The sequence below is a fragment of the Enterobacter sp. WPR_3_1 genome, from assembly GCF_003635055.1.
Classification (GTDB): Bacteria; Pseudomonadota; Gammaproteobacteria; order Enterobacterales; family Enterobacteriaceae; genus Enterobacter; species Enterobacter ludwigii.
This window is the reverse complement of record NZ_RBXU01000009.1, coordinates 66,908-84,649: the sequence shown is the minus strand read 5'-3', so window position 1 is coordinate 84,649 and position 17,742 is coordinate 66,908. Positions and strand designations below refer to the sequence as shown.

Annotated in this window: 20 protein-coding genes; 8 read left to right on the top strand and 12 right to left on the bottom strand. The window is 55.2% G+C overall.

Going from position 1 to position 17,742, the window contains the following annotated elements; translation table 11 throughout:
* Nucleotides 1-5: 5 nt before the first annotated feature.
* From proW to BJ887_RS08695, 7 genes are all read right to left on the bottom strand, one after another.
* Nucleotides 6-1,070 carry a glycine betaine/L-proline ABC transporter permease ProW gene (gene proW / locus BJ887_RS08725; protein WP_121339769.1) on the bottom strand — a complete coding sequence of 355 codons (1,065 nt, stop codon included), beginning with the start codon at nt 1,068-1,070 and terminating at the stop codon, nt 6-8.
* On the bottom strand, nt 1,063-2,265 hold the full coding sequence (gene proV / locus BJ887_RS08720) for a glycine betaine/L-proline ABC transporter ATP-binding protein ProV (protein WP_020883862.1): 1,203 nt from the start codon (nt 2,263-2,265) through the stop codon (nt 1,063-1,065). Before proV ends, proW begins: the two co-directional genes overlap by 8 nt.
* 333 nt (nt 2,266-2,598) lie before the next feature.
* Entirely contained in the window at nt 2,599-3,558 is a 960-nt protein-coding gene (nrdF, locus tag BJ887_RS08715; RefSeq protein WP_020883863.1) for a class 1b ribonucleoside-diphosphate reductase subunit beta, read from the bottom strand.
* A 9-nt stretch (nt 3,559-3,567) separates the two neighbouring features.
* Nucleotides 3,568-5,712, bottom strand: coding sequence for a class 1b ribonucleoside-diphosphate reductase subunit alpha (nrdE, locus tag BJ887_RS08710; protein WP_086532183.1), 2,145 nt, complete (start codon nt 5,710-5,712; stop codon nt 3,568-3,570).
* Entirely contained in the window at nt 5,685-6,095 is a 411-nt protein-coding gene (nrdI, locus tag BJ887_RS08705) for a class Ib ribonucleoside-diphosphate reductase assembly flavoprotein NrdI (RefSeq protein ID WP_121339768.1), read from the bottom strand. The genes nrdE and nrdI overlap by 28 nt, the downstream gene beginning before the upstream one ends.
* Nucleotides 6,092-6,331 carry a glutaredoxin-like protein NrdH gene (gene nrdH, locus BJ887_RS08700; RefSeq protein WP_020883865.1) on the bottom strand — a complete coding sequence of 80 codons (240 nt, stop codon included), beginning with the start codon at nt 6,329-6,331 and terminating at the stop codon, nt 6,092-6,094. The genes nrdI and nrdH overlap by 4 nt, the downstream gene beginning before the upstream one ends.
* A 252-nt stretch (nt 6,332-6,583) precedes the next feature.
* Entirely contained in the window at nt 6,584-6,910 is a 327-nt protein-coding gene (locus BJ887_RS08695) for a DUF883 domain-containing protein (RefSeq protein ID WP_014171314.1), read from the bottom strand.
* 160 nt (nt 6,911-7,070) lie between these two features.
* Between BJ887_RS08695 and BJ887_RS08690 the strand changes: the two genes are divergently transcribed.
* A complete protein-coding gene (locus tag BJ887_RS08690) occupies nt 7,071-7,415 on the top strand; it encodes a DUF2002 family protein (RefSeq protein WP_006811693.1) in 345 nt (114 codons plus the stop codon).
* A gap of 32 nt (nt 7,416-7,447) precedes the next feature.
* On the opposite strand, the gene alaE is transcribed toward BJ887_RS08690, so the two are convergent.
* Complete coding sequence (alaE, locus tag BJ887_RS08685) at nt 7,448-7,897, bottom strand: L-alanine exporter AlaE (protein ID WP_020883866.1); 450 nt, start codon at nt 7,895-7,897, stop codon at nt 7,448-7,450.
* 493 nt (nt 7,898-8,390) lie between these two features.
* Between alaE and stpA the strand changes: the two genes are divergently transcribed.
* Nucleotides 8,391-8,795: a DNA-binding protein StpA gene (gene stpA / locus BJ887_RS08680; RefSeq protein ID WP_020883867.1), complete on the top strand. Its 405-nt coding sequence runs from the start codon at nt 8,391-8,393 to the stop codon at nt 8,793-8,795.
* A 38-nt stretch (nt 8,796-8,833) separates the two neighbouring features.
* Here the strand turns inward: stpA and BJ887_RS08675 are convergent, their stop codons facing one another.
* The 3 genes from BJ887_RS08675 to BJ887_RS08665 form a co-directional block, all read right to left on the bottom strand.
* The gene (locus BJ887_RS08675) at nt 8,834-9,013 is read right to left on the bottom strand and encodes a hypothetical protein (RefSeq protein ID WP_014171310.1); all 180 of its coding nucleotides are present in this window, start codon (nt 9,011-9,013) and stop codon (nt 8,834-8,836) included.
* 79 nt (nt 9,014-9,092) lie between these two features.
* A complete protein-coding gene (locus BJ887_RS08670) occupies nt 9,093-9,614 on the bottom strand; it encodes a rhodanese family protein (protein ID WP_014171309.1) in 522 nt (173 codons plus the stop codon).
* Nucleotides 9,615-9,623: 9 nt separating this feature from the next.
* A complete protein-coding gene (locus BJ887_RS08665; RefSeq protein WP_020883869.1) occupies nt 9,624-9,923 on the bottom strand; it encodes a helix-turn-helix transcriptional regulator in 300 nt (99 codons plus the stop codon).
* Nucleotides 9,924-10,102: 179 nt separating this feature from the next.
* Here BJ887_RS08665 and BJ887_RS08660 point away from each other — a divergent pair, with 179 nt between their 5' ends.
* On the top strand, nt 10,103-10,261 hold the full coding sequence (locus BJ887_RS08660) for a YqaE/Pmp3 family membrane protein (protein WP_032678825.1): 159 nt from the start codon (nt 10,103-10,105) through the stop codon (nt 10,259-10,261).
* On the opposite strand, the gene BJ887_RS08655 is transcribed toward BJ887_RS08660, so the two are convergent.
* A complete protein-coding gene (locus BJ887_RS08655; RefSeq protein WP_020883871.1) occupies nt 10,258-11,187 on the bottom strand; it encodes a LysR substrate-binding domain-containing protein in 930 nt (309 codons plus the stop codon). The two genes, BJ887_RS08660 and BJ887_RS08655, sit on opposite strands and share 4 nt — an antisense overlap.
* 320 nt (nt 11,188-11,507) lie before the next feature.
* Here BJ887_RS08655 and BJ887_RS08650 point away from each other — a divergent pair, with 320 nt between their 5' ends.
* From BJ887_RS08650 to BJ887_RS08630, 5 genes are all read left to right on the top strand, one after another.
* Nucleotides 11,508-12,113: an ankyrin repeat domain-containing protein gene (locus BJ887_RS08650; protein ID WP_020883872.1), complete on the top strand. Its 606-nt coding sequence runs from the start codon at nt 11,508-11,510 to the stop codon at nt 12,111-12,113.
* Between the two features lie 105 nt (nt 12,114-12,218).
* Nucleotides 12,219-13,760: an acyl-CoA synthetase FdrA gene (gene fdrA, locus BJ887_RS08645; RefSeq protein ID WP_121339767.1), complete on the top strand. Its 1,542-nt coding sequence runs from the start codon at nt 12,219-12,221 to the stop codon at nt 13,758-13,760.
* The gene (locus BJ887_RS08640; RefSeq protein ID WP_229216835.1) at nt 13,760-15,175 is read left to right on the top strand and encodes a DUF1116 domain-containing protein; all 1,416 of its coding nucleotides are present in this window, start codon (nt 13,760-13,762) and stop codon (nt 15,173-15,175) included. The genes fdrA and BJ887_RS08640 overlap by 1 nt, the downstream gene beginning before the upstream one ends.
* Nucleotides 15,176-15,186: 11 nt before the next feature.
* On the top strand, nt 15,187-16,731 hold the full coding sequence (locus BJ887_RS08635; protein ID WP_047742219.1) for a hypothetical protein: 1,545 nt from the start codon (nt 15,187-15,189) through the stop codon (nt 16,729-16,731).
* 44 nt (nt 16,732-16,775) lie between these two features.
* Nucleotides 16,776-17,726 carry a carbamate kinase family protein gene (locus BJ887_RS08630; protein ID WP_079231744.1) on the top strand — a complete coding sequence of 317 codons (951 nt, stop codon included), beginning with the start codon at nt 16,776-16,778 and terminating at the stop codon, nt 17,724-17,726.
* The last annotated feature ends 16 nt before the right edge of the window (nt 17,727-17,742 follow it).

The window sequence follows — 17,742 nt, the reverse complement described above, 5'->3', positions numbered from 1 at the left end:
GTTCCTTATTTTCTGAATGGGCGGGTGATTAACCCGACAGGGCCGGTGCTATACCAGCGACGGTTGCCGCGACTGCGTGAATCACGACCGACAGCCTGCGTCAGGCGGTCAAGGATAATGGCGAGGATCACAATGCCGACGCCGCCCACGGTGGCCAGTCCCATATCAAGACGACCAATGCCGCGCAGCACCATCTGACCCAGCCCGCCGACGGCGATCATTGAGGCAATTACTACCATGGAGAGGGCCAGCATCAGCGTCTGGTTGACACCCGCCATGATGGTTGGCATCGCCAGCGGAAGCTGAACTTTAAACAGCATCTGGCGCGGGCTGGCACCAAATGAACGCGACGCCTCGATAAGATCGGCCGGTACCTGGTTAATCCCGAGTATCGTCAGACGAATGACCGGCGGCAGGGCGAAGATAATGGTCACCACGACGCCCGGCACGTTGCCGATACCAAACAGCATCACGATCGGCACCAGGTAGACAAACGCGGGGGTGGTCTGCATCGCATCCAGCAGCGGACGAATAATCTTCGCCGCCCGAGGACTGCGCGCCAGCCAGATCCCCATCGGCAGGCCGATAGCGACGCAGAAGAGCAGGGCGGTGAGCACCAGCGCTAAGGTGATCATTGCCTGTGACCAGGCGCCAATCGCGCCGATGGCAATCAGTGAGATCAGCGTGGCGACACCCATGCCGGCGCTGCCAAACTGCCAGGCAATCAGGGAGAAGAGCACAATAGCGACCGGCGCGGGCATGCCGAGCATCAGCTGCTGGAAACCGTTCAGGATGTAATCCACCGGTACGCGGATCCCCTGGAAGACCGGACGGAAGTGAGTCACTACCCAGTCGATCCCCTCCGTGACCCAGCTATCCAGCGGGATCAGCGTTTTATGAAACGGATCCATAATATTGAAGTGCTCTGGCGCAGGGGCCGGTGCACTGTTGAGCCAGTCCGCCGCGCCGCCATCGGTTGGCACAGGCGTGGAAGACCCCCACGCATCGGCAGATTGAGCAGCGCTGTCCGCCGCCTCGGTGGTTCCCCACGGGTTAGATTGATCAGCCATTGTTTGTCCCCTCGCGATCTAAAGCCTGCAGCAACATGCGTTTTGAGATGATGCCGACGTACTGTTGTTCCTCACTGACTACCGGTACGGCACACGGGGCCTGACCAACGTGAGAGAGCAGCTCGCTGAGCGGCGTTTCGGCGTCCACGGCAAGCGGGGAGTCGATAACCGCCGCATCAATACCCTGATTTTCGCTGAGCGCGGTTTTCAGGGAGTCGATGGAAACAATGCCAACAAATTTATTACCGCGTTCGATCAGATAACCGTATTCCCGATCTTCATCCTGCAACAGTTTCAGTGCAGAGCGCGGACCAAAGCCCGGTGTTTTGCGGATAAGACCGTTCGGTGAACGACGGGCGATATCTTTCGCACTAAAGACCTGACTAATATCCACGCCGCGGAAGAAGGTGCGCACATAATCATTGGCCGGATTATTCAGAATTTCATCCGGCGTGCCGACCTGCACCACTTCACCATTTTGCATAATGGCAATACGGTCACCAATACGCATGGCTTCATCAAGATCGTGGGAAATAAAAACAATGGTACGTTGATGTTTAGCCTGTAATTTTACCAGCTCATCCTGCATCTCGGTGCGAATTAATGGATCGAGTGCCGAGAAGGCTTCATCCATTAATAAAATGTCTGGGTTAATGGCTAATGCGCGGGCTAATCCGACACGCTGGCGCATCCCGCCGGAAAGCTCATCCGGGTAGGCATGCGCATAATTCTCGAGGCCTACCTGACGTAATGCATCCAGCGCTTTTTCCTGACGTTCATTAGCGGTAACGCCCGCTAATTCCATGCCAAAGGCGGCATTATCCAGAACCGTCATATGCGGCATCAGCGCGAATGACTGGAACACCATTGCAATCTTCTTTCTGCGCACCTCGCGAAGTTCAGCCTCTGATATTCTGGCGATATCAACGCCATCTATCAGCACCTGTCCACGGGTGGGTTCAATCAGGCGATTGAGAAGGCGAACCATAGTGGATTTACCCGAACCGGATAACCCCATGATGACAAAAATCTCGCCTTCTTCAATGGCCAGACTGGCGTCTTTAACGCCAAGCGACAGCCCGGTTTTTTCCAGAATTTGCTCTTTTGAAAGGCCTTTCTCAATATATTTGAATGCGCGCTGAGGATGCTCGCCAAATACTTTATAAAGATTTTTCACTTCTAATTTAATTGCCATGCAATAGAGAGTGTCCTGTTATTTGTTTATGTCGATATCATTACCATGGTAAATAGTTAACTGGCATTACCCTAACATACTGAGAATCTGAGACAACCCTGGGTTTGCTTATGGCAGGAATTTTGCCGTAAGCGAAACGGCTGAATTTCCCATGAGTAAAGGGCTGAGCGTGGTTTGAATTTTTCTGAATTTTTTGCTTTTGCACAGCGAAATTTCGCCTGAATCGGAGTGATTCAGGCGAATATGAACGGGGAATTACAGTGTAGTTGCCCGTAAAATATTAGGGAGGAAATTGTTAGATTTATATTAAATTAATGAACGTTAATCCGCTCATTAAAAATCCCAGTCCTCATCTTCGGTCTCCACCGCTTTGCCCATCACATACGACGAACCAGACCCGGAGAAGAAATCGTGGTTTTCATCGGCGTTGGGTGACAGTGCCGCCAGGATCGCCGGGTTCACGTCGGCCATTTCCGGTGGGAAAAGCGCTTCGTAGCCGAGATTCATCAGCGCTTTATTGGCGTTGTAGCAAAGAAACGCTTTTACCTCCTCCTCCCAACCGGTACCGGCGTACAATTCTTCGGTATAACTCAGTTCGTTCTCGTACAAATCCATCAGCAAATCGAGGGCAAAACCTTTTAACGCTTCGCGCTTTTCTTCGCTGACGTTCTCCAGCCCTTTCTGATATTTATAGCCGATGTAGTACCCGTGTACGGCTTCATCACGAATGATGAGGCGAATTAAATCGGCGGTGTTGGTCAGTTTGCCGCGGCTCGACCAGTACATCGGTAACCAGAAGCCCGAATAGAACAGGAAGGATTCGAGAAACACGCTGGCAATTTTTTTCTTCAGCGGTTCGTCGGCCTGATAATACTCCAGCACCAGGCTGGCCTTTCGCTGCAATGACTCGCTTTCTTCGCTCCAGGTGTACGCCGCGTCCACATCTTTGGTCTGGCACAGCGTCGAAAAAATCGAGCTGTAGGAGCGGGCATGGACCGCCTCCATAAAGCTGATGTTCGACATCACTGCCTCTTCGTGAGGCGTCAGCGCGTCGGCCATCAGCGCAGGGGCACCGACGGTATTTTGAATGGTGTCCAGTAGCGTCAGACCGGTGAACACACGGATCGTCAGCTGCTGTTCGGCGTGGCTGAGGGTTTGCCAGGCCGGAATATCGTTTGAAAGCGGGACTTTTTCCGGCAGCCAGAAGTTGCTGGTCAGGCGGTTCCACACCTCCAGGTCTTTATCATCCTGAATTTTATTCCAGTTAACGGCACTCACGCGTGACAGTTTCATCCTTTCTCCTTACAGCGCGCAGGACACGCAGCCTTCAATTTCGGTGCCTTCCAGCGCACGCTGGCGCAGGCGAATGTAGTAGAGGGTTTTGATCCCTCTCTTCCAGGCGTAAATCTGCGCCCGGTTGATGTCGCGCGTGGTGGCGGTGTCCGGGAAGAAGAGCGTCAGCGACAGCCCCTGATCCACGTGTTTTGTCGCCTCGGCGTAGGTATCAATAATTTTCTCAGGGCCAATCTCATACGCGTCCTGATACAGGGCCAGATTGTCGTTGGTCATAAACGGGGCAGGGTAGTAAACGCGCCCGGTCTTACCTTCCTTGCGGATCTCAATCTTCGACACAATCGGGTGGATACTCGACGTGGCGTGGTTAATGTAAGAGATTGATCCGGTTGGCGGTACGGCCTGCAGGTTCTGGTTATAGATGCCGTAACGCATCACATCGTCCCGCAGCTGCTGCCACATCTCGCGGGTGGGCAGGAGAACCCCGGCATCGGCAAACAGCTGGCGCACTTTGTCGGTTTTCGGCTGCCAGTCTCCTTCCAGATATGGCCTGAAGTACTCACCGCTGGCGTAACGCGACTGTTCAAAGCCCGCAAAGCGCTGGTTACGCTCGCGCGCCAGCATCATTGAGGTATGCAGCGCATGCCAGGTAATGGTGTAAAAATAGAGGTTGGTGAAATCCAGTCCTTCCGGGCTACCGTAGGCGATACCTTCCCGCGCCAGATAGCCGTGGAGGTTCATCTGCCCAAGGCCGATGGCGTGCGAGGCGGCATTACCGGCTTCAATGGACGGCACGCTGCGGATGTGGCTCATGTCTGACACCGCGGTCAGCCCACGAATAGCGGTCTCCACCGTGCGGCCAAAATCGGGGGAGTCCATGGTGTGGGCAATATTCAGCGACCCGAGGTTACAGGAGATGTCTTTGCCGATGTCGGCGTAGTCCAGGTTTTCGTCATACGTGGATGCGCTGTTCACCTGCAATATCTCGGAGCAGAGGTTGCTCATATTGATTCGCCCGGCAATCGGGTTAGCACGGTTGACCGTATCTTCATACATGATGTACGGATAGCCGGACTCAAACTGAATTTCGGCCAGCGTCTGGAAGAAATCGCGGGCATTAATGTACTTCTTACGAATGCGATCGTCGGCCACCAGATCGTGATACAGGGCGCTTATCGCCACATCACCAAACGCTTTCCCGTAAATACGCTCAATGTCGTATGGCGAGAAGAGCGCCATCTCGGCATTTTCTTTGGCGAGCGCAAAGGTGATATCCGGAATCACCACCCCAAGCGACAGGGTCTTAATGCGGATTTTTTCATCGGCGTTTTCACGTTTGGTATCCAGGAAGCGCAAAATATCCGGATGGTGCGCGTGCAGATAGACCGCCCCCGCGCCCTGACGCGCCCCCAGCTGGTTGGCATACGAGAAAGCATCTTCCAGCATTTTCATGACCGGAATCACGCCGGAGGACTGGTTTTCGATGCGCTTAATTGGCGCACCGGCTTCACGCAGGTTCGACAGCAGAAACGCCACACCGCCGCCGCGTTTGGAGAGCTGCAGCGCCGAATTCACCGCGCGACCAATCGACTCCATATTGTCTTCGATGCGCAGCAGGAAGCAGGAGACCAGCTCGCCGCGCTGGGCTTTTCCGCAATTGAGAAAGGTCGGTGTGGCGGGCTGGAAACGGCCGGAGAGCATCTCATCCATCAGGCGTTCTGCCAGCGTTTCATCGCCCTGCGCGAGCGTCAGGGCAACCATCACCACGCGGTCCTCGAAGCTTTCAAGATAGCGTTTGCCGTCGAACGTTTTCAGGGTATAGCTGGTGTAAAACTTCCATGCGCCAAGAAACGTCTGGAAACGAAAACCGCGGCTATGGGCCTGCCCGAACAGCGTCTCCACAAAGGCACGATCGTACCGGGCCAGCACGCGCTCTTCGTAATAGCCTTCCTTGACCAGATAATCGAGACGTTCATTCTGGCTTGCAAAGGTCATGCTGTTGGGGCGGACGTGGGTGGCGATAAACGCCTCCACCGCCTCATGATCTTTGCCAAACTGAATGTGCCCCTCACGGTCATAGAGGTTCAGCATTGCGTTTAATGCGTGGTAATCCGGTGTCGCCTGAATTACACGTTCTGCGGTTGTCGTTGCCAAAATTCGTTCACTCCTTTACGCACGTTCTCTACGTCCTGCTGTGTCCCCATCAGTTCAAAACGATAGAGAGACGGCACGCCGCATTTTTGAGAAATGACATCCCCGGCACGACCAAAGGCATCGCCGAAATTGCGATTGCCCGCCGCGATAACGCCGCGAATAAGCTGTCGGTTGTGGGGATCGTTGAGAAAGCGGATCACCTGGCGAGGCACGGCCCCCGCGGTGCCACCTCCACCATAGCTCGGGACCACCAGAATGTAGGGTTCGTCTACCCGGATCCGTTCCCGCTCATTAAGCGGGATACGTATCGCAGGCAGCCCGACGCGCTCAATAAAGCGGAGCGTGTTTTCCGAGCTGCTGGAGAAGTAGACCAGCCCAGTCATGCCCTGGCGGCCTGGGCGGCGAGGCGGTTAATCATGTCGGGGCGAAAGCCGGACCAGCTGGTCTCCCCGGCGACGACGACCGGCAGCTGGCGAAAACCTTGCGCCCGCAGGGTATCGGCAGCTTCGGGCTGCAGGTCAATATTCACCATCTCAAAGGCCACTCCACGGCTTTCCATTGCACGTTTTGTCGCGTGGCACTGAACACAATCGTTACGAGTGTAAATAATAATGCTCATGATTCGTATTTCCATTTAAAATGAGAGAGCGGCGCGAATCATCGCGTCAGGTTGTGTGTATCTTGCTAAAGGGAATACTAGATGTAGTTGTCGTAAGATTCAACCATACAAGATATGGGAATTTCAGATTGATATAGCCCCGATGATGAGCACAGCGGGGCAGGGCGGGCTGTACGGCTTTTTCAGACGCGCAGGCAAAGAAAAGCCCCGGGGGCTGACGCGACCGGGGCGGATACGGACAGGCTGAGACGACTATTTGCGCAGGCTAAGCAGCGCCCCCACGAAGATACCCACCGCGGCTACCGTACCAAGCGTACAGAGGGGTTTTTCGCGAACGAAGGTATTGGCGCAGCTAATGGCATCGCAGGCAGCCTGCGTGGTGCGCGAACGCCCATTCATGCGGGCGCGGGTTTCACGTAGCAAAGACTGAGCCTTACGTTTTGCGGCATCCGCTTCGTCCTTCGCACCGGAACCCCAGGATTTCAGCACTTCTTCCAGCGAGTCCGCTAATTGGCTGACATCGTTACGAATATCCTGTGTGTCGTCGTTAATATCGTTTCGGTTCGGTCTGTTAAACATACGATCCTCCGTAATTTTGCGTTCCCGTTTAGTTTAGTCCAGAAATTTAATATCTGAAGCGCGGCACGCGTTATCTGGCAGTTTATGGAATATTCTGAAAGCCCTGCTAATGCTGAATACTGTAAGGTTGCCGGGCAGGAAAAGATAACGAGGAAAAGATATGTATTTACGACCTGATGAGGTGGCGCGCGTTCTTGAAAAAGAGGGATTCACCATGGATGAGGTGACATCAAAAGCGTATGGATATCGCCGTGGCGAGAATTATGTTTACGTTAATCGTGAAGCAAGAATGGGACGTACCGCTCTCATTATTCACCCGACGCTGAAAGACAGAAGTTTGTCATTTGCTGAGCCTGCCTCGGATATTAAAACCTGCGATCATTATCAGCAATTCCCACTGTATTTAGGTGGTGAAACGCATGAACATTATGGTATTCCGCATGGCTTCAGTTCGCGTATGGCGCTGGAGCGGTTTTTGAAGGGACTGTTTGGCGACGTACAGTAAATCTGCGACTGGCATTCGCCAGTCGCCTCACATCATGCTTTGGCCTGGCTGTACTGGCTGACCTTAAACAGGCGGCGACAGTAGTCGAGAAAATAGCCATACACCGCACCCATCAGCATTGAAATCACGATATTTGAACTGACCGCAGCGACGATTTGATGCCAGTCTGCGCCCACTGTCAGCAGAATAGCCACGTAAACCGGCGACTGGAACGTCACGTATGCCAGAACGTCGGCGAGGTTTTTCACCCACCCTGACGGGCTAATACGACGCGCAAAGCGCATGACCGCATCGCGGTATAATCCATAAGGCCACGCAATAATAATGTTGACCGGAATTGCCACCAGACGAGAAGAAAGTGACTGCTCAAAGGACATTCCGGAGAGGAAAATTTCGATCAGCATGTTCACGACGGAACAGTAAACAACCATCGCGAAGGTATCCGCTACCGCATGGCGCAGGCGAGATTGCGGTGAGAACATGTCTGAACTCCTTGAGAAGAACACAATAGAAACGATTTTCCCTCAGCGGTTAGTGCTTTAGGTTGGTTTGTCAGGCGTGTATAGCGTATATCTCTGCCTTTGAACTAACAACTAGTTATTAATTTTTATTTAGTCGCGTTTTGTCCACAAAATTCTCTAAAATTGCGTGTTTTTTGTTCGGTTCGTTATAATCTGTCCCTGCCGTCAGTTTTTGTATGTAAATCAATCTGTTGATCTTGAGCGTGTCGAAGCGAACGTTCTGCCCGAACGACGGCAGTGCGGCATGCTTTGATTTGGATTAAATCTAACCGTTTATACTGAGATAAAGATTGAATCCGGCGGTATCGACAGTTATCCGCGGATATTATTAAACGCGATATTTTAAAACATTTACATTTTTAGCAAGACGTGCCCGCGGGTAGATATTCCAGGCGAAATGAATTATTCTCTTGTCGATTTTTCGATTTACCCTAAAGAAAAGGTTTTCAAATATATGTCTTTGACGTTACAGAATCTTAATAATATCCGAACTCTGCGTGCGATGGCGCGTGAATTATCCCTGGACGTTCTTGAAGAAATGCTGGAAAAAGTCAGGGTCGTTGCTGAAGAGAAACGGAGTGAGCTGGCGGAATTAGAGCAACAACGCGCTGAGCAGCAGGAAAAAATTAATGCCCTGCTGGAACTGATGAAAGCTGATGGTATTTCACCGTCCGATCTCCTCGGTTCAGATATGGCGCAGGCCGGTAAGCCAGCGAAAAAACGTAAACCGCGTGAAGCGAAATATCGCTTTATTGATCTCAACGGTGAAGAGAAAACATGGACCGGTCAGGGGCGTACGCCAAAGCCTATTGCCAATGCACTGGCAAACGGTAAATCACTGGATGATTTTCTGATTTAATCCATGAGCCGGGCGGAGGACTCCGCCCGGTTGCCTGTTTAGCAGACGCCGAAATCACCCTCTTCGGTATACAGGGCCAGGTCTGCGGCCTTCAGGGTAAATTTCTCGCCTTGCTCATTGCTGGCCTGAACCGCCACAACGCTATCGCCGTTCACTTCGAGTACTTTCAGTTTTGGGCCGCCTTTACGCGGTTGCACATAATCACCGACAGAAAACATACTACCTCCTCATCGTTTCAATGATCTTCACCTTAGCCCACGTCTGATACCGGGTACAGCGTATTTCACCGATTACTGCTTACGAGGTACGCCGGTTCCAGGGCATCACTTTCAGCAGTCTCGCCATTCCGCAAAACCCGGTCAGCCCGGCAAACAGCAGCCCGGCACCCACAAAGCCGCTCAGCAGGAAAAAGCCGCTGGAGAGCGTAAAGCCCAGCACGACCCCGCACAGGGTGAGCAGCCCGGCGGCAATTTGTACCTGGCGCATCAACGGCAGCGGCTGTGATGTGTCTTCCTGCGTGATCAACCCGGCCTGCTTCCACCCCTGAATTCCGCCTTCAACGATAAACGCCTGAGCAGGCGCGGCAGCCTGAGCAAGGCGGGCTGCGTTCGAGGATGTCCGGGCGCCAGACTGGCAGTGAAAAATCACCGTTTCGCCCGCGTGCGTCTCAAGCCCGCCGGGTAAGGTGTCCAGCGGCACGGACCGGGCGGCGGGAATATGCTCGCGGGCATATTCGTCGGGATCGCGAATATCGATCAGTTTTGCACCTTCAGCAACGAGCGCATTGGCCTGCTGGGGTGAAATGAGCGGTAGTGACATGGTGGCTCCTTACGGGCAATAGAGGCTTTTCAGGGTGCTGATCAGCTGATGCACCGCATCGTTTTTAATGAAATACAGAATGCGCTGCGCTTCACGGGTGCTGTCGATAAGCCCCTCTTCACGCATACGCGCCAGATGTTGTGACGTGGCGGATGGGCTAAGCCCCGTCGCCCGCGCCAGATCGCCCGCGCTGGTACCCGGTGTACCGCACAGCATGCAGAGGATCAGCAACCGACGCGGATTGCTCATCGCTTTTAACAGGGCTGCGGCCTGTCCGGCGCTGGCCTGAAGTTGTTCGAGTTCAGTCATATTAGTTTAGTCTTTACTTAATTAAGGAAACTCTAAACTAATGGGGAGGATTAAGCCAGTGTCAAAAGCGTAAAAGAGGGTAAAAGGGCGATAAAGAGATGGCGCAGGCCGTTAAACTGGCTACGCTTAGAGAATGTTCTCTTTTTTATTTTCAATTGGTTAGCTTGCACGGAGTCGTTATGGGTTTTTGGCGTATTGTCTTTACTATTATCCTGCCACCGCTGGGCGTGCTGCTCGGCAAAGGGTTTGGCTGGGCGTTTATCATTAACATCGTTCTGACCTTACTGGGCTACATCCCTGGTCTTATTCACGCGTTTTGGGTGCAAAGCAAAAACTAAGCGCGCCACAATAGATCGCTGTATATCCCGGTCAGCACGCCCTGTGGACCAAACTGCTGTTTGATCCAGCGCGTGACCTGGCCGGTCGCCGCATGCTGCGTGGCAAGCAGCATGCGTGAATCCTGACGCGGATTATTGATTCGCCGCGTGACCAGCAGCCCGTCCTCCACCGCCTCGCGGGCCATATACTCCGGTAAAAAACCAATCCCGTCCCCAAGGATCTGACACTGGCATTTGGTGTTGAAGTCGGGCACCAGAATCGCCTCCTGGCCGTGCAGCAGCCAGCCGACCTTCTTGTTTATAGTGTGCGCCGTGTCTTCCACCATGATGTTGGGGTACAGACGCAGCTGGCTTTCGGCTATCGGCTCCGGCACGAAGGCCAGCGGGTGTTCCGGCGCGATGGCGAATACCCAACGGATGGCACCGATCTCGGTGTAATCAATGCCGCCGCCGTCGAGCAGGGTATCCGGTGCGCCAATCGCGATATTGGCCTGGTTGTTGATGATGGAGTCCCAGACGCCGTTGTAGACCTCGGTCGTGACGGTGATCTGGCAGGTAGGAAACTGTTTTTTCAGCACCTGCAACAGCCGCGCCGTATGGCGCGGGGTGTACAAAAGCTGATTGATGCAGATGCGGACCCGCGCCTCAATGCCCTGCGAAATGGTGTCTATCCCGCGCTTGATGGCATGAAAATCATTCAGCAGGTCGGTCGCTTTACGGTAAAAGTAAAACCCCGACTCGGTCAGCTCAATGCTGCGCGTATTGCGTACAAACAGCACCACATCCAGCCCGGTCTCCATACGCTTGATGGTGTAACTGATGGCAGAGGTGGTTACGCCAAGCTCGGTGGCGGCTTTGCTGAAGCTGCCAAAGCGTGCCGCCGTGGTGAAGGCCAGCAGGTTCTCTTCAGTAAAGATGGAATTCATATTGCGGCTCCTGGTAGCCATCAGTTTTGAACATATTTTAACAGCGCTGTTACAACGCATATGACGGCGGTCACAGTTCTGATTATTCGCGTCGAGCCGCGTCATGTCAGGCTTCATCAGGCATAAGCAGAATGCTGTCTGAGGCGAATAAAAGCGCTAAAACATAAGTAAAACATTGCACGGCCGCACATTTTGGCTGAATTGTTGAATTTAACTCAATAATGAATTGACTGTCGATGAATGATTTTTAAGCGGATTCTTTTCTCACCAGGCTGTTGCTATTCTCAGGTCATGAGCAATACATCATGGGGAGTCTGAATATGTCTGCGAACGAACTCGTTACTGAATTTTTGCTGGCGGCAGAGCAGGGCAATATTGACGGGCTAAAAGCCTGCCTTGAAAAAGGTGTCGATATTAATGCCACTCAACGCCAGAAAAGAACGGCCGTTATTATTGCCAGTCTGAAAAAGCATTATGACTGCGTGGCATTTTTAATTGCCGCCGGAGCAGATATTGATCAACAGGATCAGACCTGTTTTAACCCCTTCCTGATTAGCTGCCTGACAAATGATTTAACCCTGCTGCGGATAGTCTTACCCGCCAACCCGGATCTTGATCGCCTGACCCGCTTCGGTGGCGTCGGCATTACGCCTGCCAGCGAGAAAGGGCACGTTGAGATTGTGCGCGAGCTGCTGGAGAAAACCGATATTAACGTCAACCACACCAACTTCGTGGGCTGGACGCCGCTGCTGGAAGCGATTGTCCTCAACGATGGCGGCGCGAAACAGCAGGAAATTGTAAAGCTGTTACTGGATAACGGCGCAAATCCGCACATGACCGATAAATACGGCAAAACCCCGCTCGAACTGGCGCGGGAAAAAGGCTACCACCAGATAGCAGACCTGCTGCTGGCCGCAGGCGCGTAATTCCTTCGGCCAGCCTTTTCCGGCTGGTCGCTCATCAGACCGTATTTTACCGACGTGCCTATTGCACGACGGCGGCCCCCTTTTATCCTCATTCAGGAGAAAATAATGCCCACCAAAATCGTCATAAAAAAGAATACTTATTTTGACTCGGTGTCATTGATGTCGGTTTCCACCAGGGCCAATAAATTGCCGGGCGTTGAGCAGGCTTTTGTGGCTATGGCGACAGAAATGAACAAAGGCGTATTAAAAAATCTCGGGCTATTAACGCCGGAATTAGCGGATGCCAAAAACGGCGACTTAATGATCGTGATTAAAGGCGAGGCGGCGAATGACGAAACGCTGGCAGCCATCGAAGCGCTTTTCACCCGCAAGGAGAGCGGCGGGAGCCATGAAGCGCGTTATGCCACCCTTGCCAGTGCGAAAACCCATCGTCCTGAGAGCAATCTGGCGGTGATTTCGGTAAACGGCACGTTTGCCGCCCGCGAAGCACGTCAGGCGCTGGAAAACGATCTCAACGTCATGCTCTTCTCCGACAACGTCAGCCTTGATGACGAGCTGGCGCTGAAGCAGCTGGCACACCAGAAAGGGCTGCTGATGATGGGGCCGGACTGCGGCACGGCCATTATCAACGGTACCGGGCTGTGCTTCGCCAATGCGGTGCGCCGCGGACCGATCGGTATTATCGGGGCGTCCGGGACCGGCAGCCAGGAGCTGAGCGTGCGGATCCATGAATTCGGCGGCGGCGTGTCGCAGCTGATTGGCACCGGCGGGCGCGATCTGAGCGAAAAGATAGGTGGCCTGATGATGCTGGATGCCATCGCGATGCTGGACGCTGACGACGCCACCCAGGTGATTACCCTCATCTCTAAACCGCCTGCGCCGTCGGTGGCAGAAAAGGTGCTGGCTCGCGCCCGCACCTGCCGCAAACCGGTGGTGGTCTGTTTCCTCGGTCGTCATCAGCCGCCGGCTGATGACGGCAACCTGCAGTTCGCCCGTGGCACCAAAGAGGCGGCGCTGAAGGCCGTGCTGTTAACGGGGGTGAAAAAAGAGTCTCTCGACCTGCATCCGCTGAACTGGCCACTGATCGAAGAGGTGCGTGCCCGGCTGACACCCCAGCAGAAATACATCCGCGGCCTGTTCTGCGGCGGCACCCTGTGCGATGAGGCCATGTTCGCCGCGCTGGAAAAGTTCGACGACGTCTACAGCAACATTCAACCCGATCCGGCAAAACGGCTGGACGATATCAACGTCAGTAAAGCCCACACCTTCCTTGATTTTGGAGATGACGATTTCACCCACGGCAAACCGCACCCGATGATCGATCCGACCAACCGCATCAGCCGCCTGTTGCAGGAGGCGCGTGACCCCGAGGTGGGCGTGATCGTGATGGACTTTGTCCTGGGCTTTGGCGCGCACGAGGATCCGGTCGGCGTGATGCTTGAGGCCATAAAAGAGGCGCAGGCGACGGCGAAAGCCGATAACCGTCCGCTGGCAATTCTCGGCTATGTGCTCGGAACCGACCAGGACTCACCGTCCCTGACACAGCAGTGTCAGCTTCTGACCGAGGCAGGGGTGATCTGGGCGAGCAGCAGCACCAACACCGGACTACTGGCACGTGAATTTGTCTTTAAAGGGGAGACTGCCTGATGACGACCTTATTTAACCAGCCGTTGAACGTGATTAACGTCGGTATCGCGCTGTTCAGTGCGGATCTCAAAAAGCAGCATATCCCCGTGACCCAGCTCGACTGGACGCCGCCGGGGCAGGGGAATTTGCAGGTTGTAGAGGCGCTGGATCAGCTGGCCCTTACGCCACTGGCTGACAAAATCGCCGCCGCCAATAAGATTGCCCTTGAGCGCATTATCCAGTCCCATCCGGTGCTGGTGGGCTACGACCAGGCGATCAACGTCGTGCCGGGCATGACCCGCACCACCATTCTGCACGCCGGTCCGCCCGTCAGCTGGGAAAACATGTGTGGCGCAATGAAAGGGGCCGTGACCGGGGCGCTGGTGTTTGAAGGGCTGGCACGCGATATCGACGACGCGGAGCGCGTGGCGGCGTCAGGGGCAATCACCTTCTCGCCCTGCCACGAGCACGACTGCGTAGGCTCAATGGCGGGCGTCACTTCGGCATCGATGTTTATGCACATCGTTGAGAACAAAACCTACGGCAACCGGGCGTTCACTAACCTTAGCGAGCAGATGGCGAAGATCCTGCGCATGGGTGCCAACGACCAGAGCGTTATTGACCGCCTGAACTGGATGCGTGACGTGCTCGGCCCGATGCTGCGCGATGCCATGAAAATCATCGGTGAAATCGACCTGCGCCTGATGCTGGCCCAGGCGCTGCACATGGGCGACGAGTGCCATAACCGCAACAACGCCGGCACCACGCTGCTGATCCAGGCGCTGACGCCCGGGCTGATTCAGGCCGGGTATCCGGTGGCACAGCAGCGTGAGGTGTTTGAGTTCGTCGCCAGCAGCGATTACTTCTCCGGCCCGACGTGGATGGCGATGTGTAAAGCCGCCATGGATGCCGCACACGGTATTGAGTACAGCACCGTGGTCACCACCATGGCGCGTAACGGCTACGAGTTCGGCCTGCGCATCTCCGGGCTGCCGGGGCAGTGGTTCACCGGCCCGGCGCAGCAGGTGATAGGGCCCATGTTCGCGGGCTACAGGCCGGAAGACTCCGGGCTGGATATTGGCGACAGCGCCATTACCGAAACCTACGGTATCGGTGGTTTTGCGATGGCCACAGCCCCGGCGATCGTCGCACTGGTGGGTGGCACGGTGGATGAAGCCATCGATTTCTCCCGTCAGATGCGCGAGATCACCCTCGGTGAAAACCCGAACGTCACCATTCCGCTGCTCTCGTTTATGGGCATTCCAACCGCCATCGACATCACAAAAGTCGCGGGCAGCGGCATTCTGCCGGTCATTAACACCGCCATTGCCCACAAAGACGCAGGTATTGGCATGATTGGGGCGGGCATCGTTCACCCGCCGTTTAGCTGTTTTGAAAAGGCGCTGTTGACCTTCCGCGATCGCTACTTTTTATAAGGCATGCATCCATGAAAAACATGAAACTGGAGTGGAAAAGAGGTGACTGGGCGGCATATTTCGGGTTGATGACCAACAACCTGACCAATTTGCTGACCATGATGGGGCTGCTCATTTTTGTCGTCGGCATCCCGAAGGAGATTGTTTATGGACGCATTGCGCCAGCCTTCGGGCTGGCGGTGCTGGTCGCGAGCGTCTGCTACGCGTGGTTTGGCCTGCAGATGGCGCGCCAGACCGGGCGTACGGATGTCACCGCGCTGCCGTCTGGCCCAAGCGCGCCGTCAATTTTCACCGTGACCTTTCTGGTGCTGATGCCGGTCTACCAGCAAACCGGTGATGCGGATTTCGCTATCCAGATTGGTCTGGTGTGGTGCTTCGTGGAGGCGATGATTCTGGCGGGCGGTTCGTTCCTTGGGGAAACCATCCGCAAGATGATCCCGCGTACCGTCCTGCTGTCGTGCCTGTCCGGGCTGGGCCTGCTGCTGCTGGCGATGAACCCGATGCTGCAGGCGTTTGAGGCACCTACCGTGTCGTTCATCGTGCTGCTGCTGATCTTTATTAACTGGTTTGGTAAAAAGCCGATCTTCGCCAAAATCCCGACCGGCCTGCTCTTGCTGATTGCCGGTACCGCGCTGGCGTGGATCTCCGGTCTGCAAAGCCCGGAGGCCATCAAAGCCTCGATGTCGTCGTTTGGCTTTAACCCGCCGGAAGTGCATGTCGACAGCTTTATGCAGGGACTGCCGCACGCATTACCGTACCTGGCCTCTGCCGTCCCGCTGGGTCTGGCGAACTACATTTTTGACCTGGAAAACATCGAAAGCGCCCACGCGGCGGGGGATGAGTACCCGACCCGCAAGGTGATGCTGGCAAACGGGCTGGCCTCCATGCTCGGGTGTCTGATGGGTAACCCGTTCCCGGTGACGGTTTACGTCGGCCACGCGGGCTGGAAAGCGATGGGGGCCAGCATTGGCTACACGCTGGCCTCCGGTGTGACCATGTTTATTGTGCCGCTGTTCGGGCTGGGGGCGTTTATGCTCGCCATCATACCGATGACCGCCATCGTGCCGATTCTGGTGTTTATCGGGGTGGTGACCGCCAACCAGGTAGTAAGGGAAACGCCCAAAGTGGAGGTCCCCGTGATCTTCATCTGCCTGTTCCCGTGGATCGCTAACTGGGCGCTGACCATGATGAACAGCGTGATGGGCGCGGCGGGGACCAGTGCGGCGAAAATTGGCACCGACGTGCTGCACAGCAAAGGTATCTACTACCAGGGACTGGTGCATCTGGGTAACGGCGCACCGCTCGCCAGCATGCTGTGGGGCTGCATCGCTATCTTCGCCATCATCAACAAACCGCTGCGCGGAGCCGTGGCCGCCGCCGTTGGGGCGTTGCTGGCGCTGTTCGGCGTGATCCACGCGCCAGTGGTTGGCTTTGCCGAAGGCAGTTCGCTGATGTTTGTCACGGCCTACCTGATGATGGGGGGCATGTTTGTGGTGAAGCATTTTCTTGATAGCCGCGACGTGGTGAGCGCGGCAGCGCCGGTTTCGGAGTCCTGATAATGGCTGATGTCCTCACCTCGCACCATTTCAAAGGAAACACTATGAAAGAGCTCATGGTCGTCGCCATTGGCGGAAACAGCATTATCAAAGATAACGCCAGTCAGTCCATTGAACACCAGTCACAGGCCGTGAAACTGGTTGCAGAGTCAGTGCTGGAGATGCTGGCGTCTGACTATGACATCGTGCTCACTCACGGTAACGGCCCCCAGGTGGGGCTGGATCTGCGCCGCGCTGAAATTGCTCACGAGCGGGAAGGACTACCCCTCACGCCGCTGGCAAACTGCGTGGCGGATACCCAGGGCGGTATCGGCTACCTGATCCAGCAGGCACTCAATAACCGCATGGCCGCCCACGGCGAGCAAAAAGCGGTCACGGTCGTCACGCAGGTGGAAGTGGATAAACACGATCCGGGTTTCGCCCATCCCACCAAACCTATCGGCGCGTTTTTCAGTGAGACGCAGCGTGATGCGCTCCAGCGTGCCCATCCTGACTGGCATTTTGTTGAAGACGCCGGGCGCGGTTATCGCCGGGTGGTGGCCTCACCGCAGCCGCTGCGTATCGTTGAAGCGGAGGCTATCAAGACCCTGACGCAAAAAGGCTTTGTGGTGATCGGGGCGGGCGGTGGTGGTATTCCGGTGGTGCGCACAGCGCAGGGGGATTACCAGAGCGTCGATGCGGTGATTGATAAAGATCTCTCGACCGCGCTGCTGGCCCGCGAGATCCATGCCGACGTGCTGGTGATCACCACTGGGGTGGAGAAAGTGTGCATCAACTTTGGTAAGCCGGACCAGCAGGCGCTGGATACGGTGAATGTGGCGCAGATGAAACGCTACGTGGCGGAGGGGCACTTCCCGGCGGGCAGCATGCTGCCGAAGATCGTCGCCTCGCTGGCGTTTCTGAACGACGGCGGCAAGCGCGTGGTCATCACCTCGCCGGACTGCCTGCCTGCGGCGCTGCGCGGTGAGACCGGTACCCATATTGTGAATGCGTAAGTAAAAGGAAGAGAAG

What these genes read in the sequence shown, in the direction of transcription:
- proW (WP_121339769.1), bottom strand. Translation starts at nt 1,070, where the DNA reads ATGGCTGATCAATCTAACCCGTGGGGAACCACCGAGGCGGCGGACAGC.
- proV (WP_020883862.1), bottom strand. Translation starts at nt 2,265, where the DNA reads ATGGCAATTAAATTAGAAGTGAAAAATCTTTATAAAGTATTTGGCGAG.
- nrdF (WP_020883863.1), bottom strand. Translation starts at nt 3,558, where the DNA reads ATGAAACTGTCACGCGTGAGTGCCGTTAACTGGAATAAAATTCAGGAT.
- nrdI (WP_121339768.1), bottom strand. Translation starts at nt 6,095, where the DNA reads ATGACTGGGCTGGTCTACTTCTCCAGCAGCTCGGAAAACACGCTCCGC.
- nrdH (WP_020883865.1), bottom strand. Translation starts at nt 6,331, where the DNA reads ATGAGCATTATTATTTACACTCGTAACGATTGTGTTCAGTGCCACGCG.
- BJ887_RS08695 (WP_014171314.1), bottom strand. Translation starts at nt 6,910, where the DNA reads ATGTTTAACAGACCGAACCGAAACGATATTAACGACGACACACAGGAT.
- BJ887_RS08690 (WP_006811693.1), top strand. Translation starts at nt 7,071, where the DNA reads ATGTATTTACGACCTGATGAGGTGGCGCGCGTTCTTGAAAAAGAGGGA.
- alaE (WP_020883866.1), bottom strand. Translation starts at nt 7,897, where the DNA reads ATGTTCTCACCGCAATCTCGCCTGCGCCATGCGGTAGCGGATACCTTC.
- stpA (WP_020883867.1), top strand. Translation starts at nt 8,391, where the DNA reads ATGTCTTTGACGTTACAGAATCTTAATAATATCCGAACTCTGCGTGCG.
- BJ887_RS08675 (WP_014171310.1), bottom strand. Translation starts at nt 9,013, where the DNA reads ATGTTTTCTGTCGGTGATTATGTGCAACCGCGTAAAGGCGGCCCAAAA.
- BJ887_RS08670 (WP_014171309.1), bottom strand. Translation starts at nt 9,614, where the DNA reads ATGTCACTACCGCTCATTTCACCCCAGCAGGCCAATGCGCTCGTTGCT.
- BJ887_RS08665 (WP_020883869.1), bottom strand. Translation starts at nt 9,923, where the DNA reads ATGACTGAACTCGAACAACTTCAGGCCAGCGCCGGACAGGCCGCAGCC.
- BJ887_RS08660 (WP_032678825.1), top strand. Translation starts at nt 10,103, where the DNA reads ATGGGTTTTTGGCGTATTGTCTTTACTATTATCCTGCCACCGCTGGGC.
- BJ887_RS08655 (WP_020883871.1), bottom strand. Translation starts at nt 11,187, where the DNA reads ATGAATTCCATCTTTACTGAAGAGAACCTGCTGGCCTTCACCACGGCG.
- BJ887_RS08650 (WP_020883872.1), top strand. Translation starts at nt 11,508, where the DNA reads ATGTCTGCGAACGAACTCGTTACTGAATTTTTGCTGGCGGCAGAGCAG.
- fdrA (WP_121339767.1), top strand. Translation starts at nt 12,219, where the DNA reads ATGCCCACCAAAATCGTCATAAAAAAGAATACTTATTTTGACTCGGTG.
- BJ887_RS08640 (WP_229216835.1), top strand. Translation starts at nt 13,760, where the DNA reads ATGACGACCTTATTTAACCAGCCGTTGAACGTGATTAACGTCGGTATC.
- BJ887_RS08635 (WP_047742219.1), top strand. Translation starts at nt 15,187, where the DNA reads ATGAAAAACATGAAACTGGAGTGGAAAAGAGGTGACTGGGCGGCATAT.
- BJ887_RS08630 (WP_079231744.1), top strand. Translation starts at nt 16,776, where the DNA reads ATGAAAGAGCTCATGGTCGTCGCCATTGGCGGAAACAGCATTATCAAA.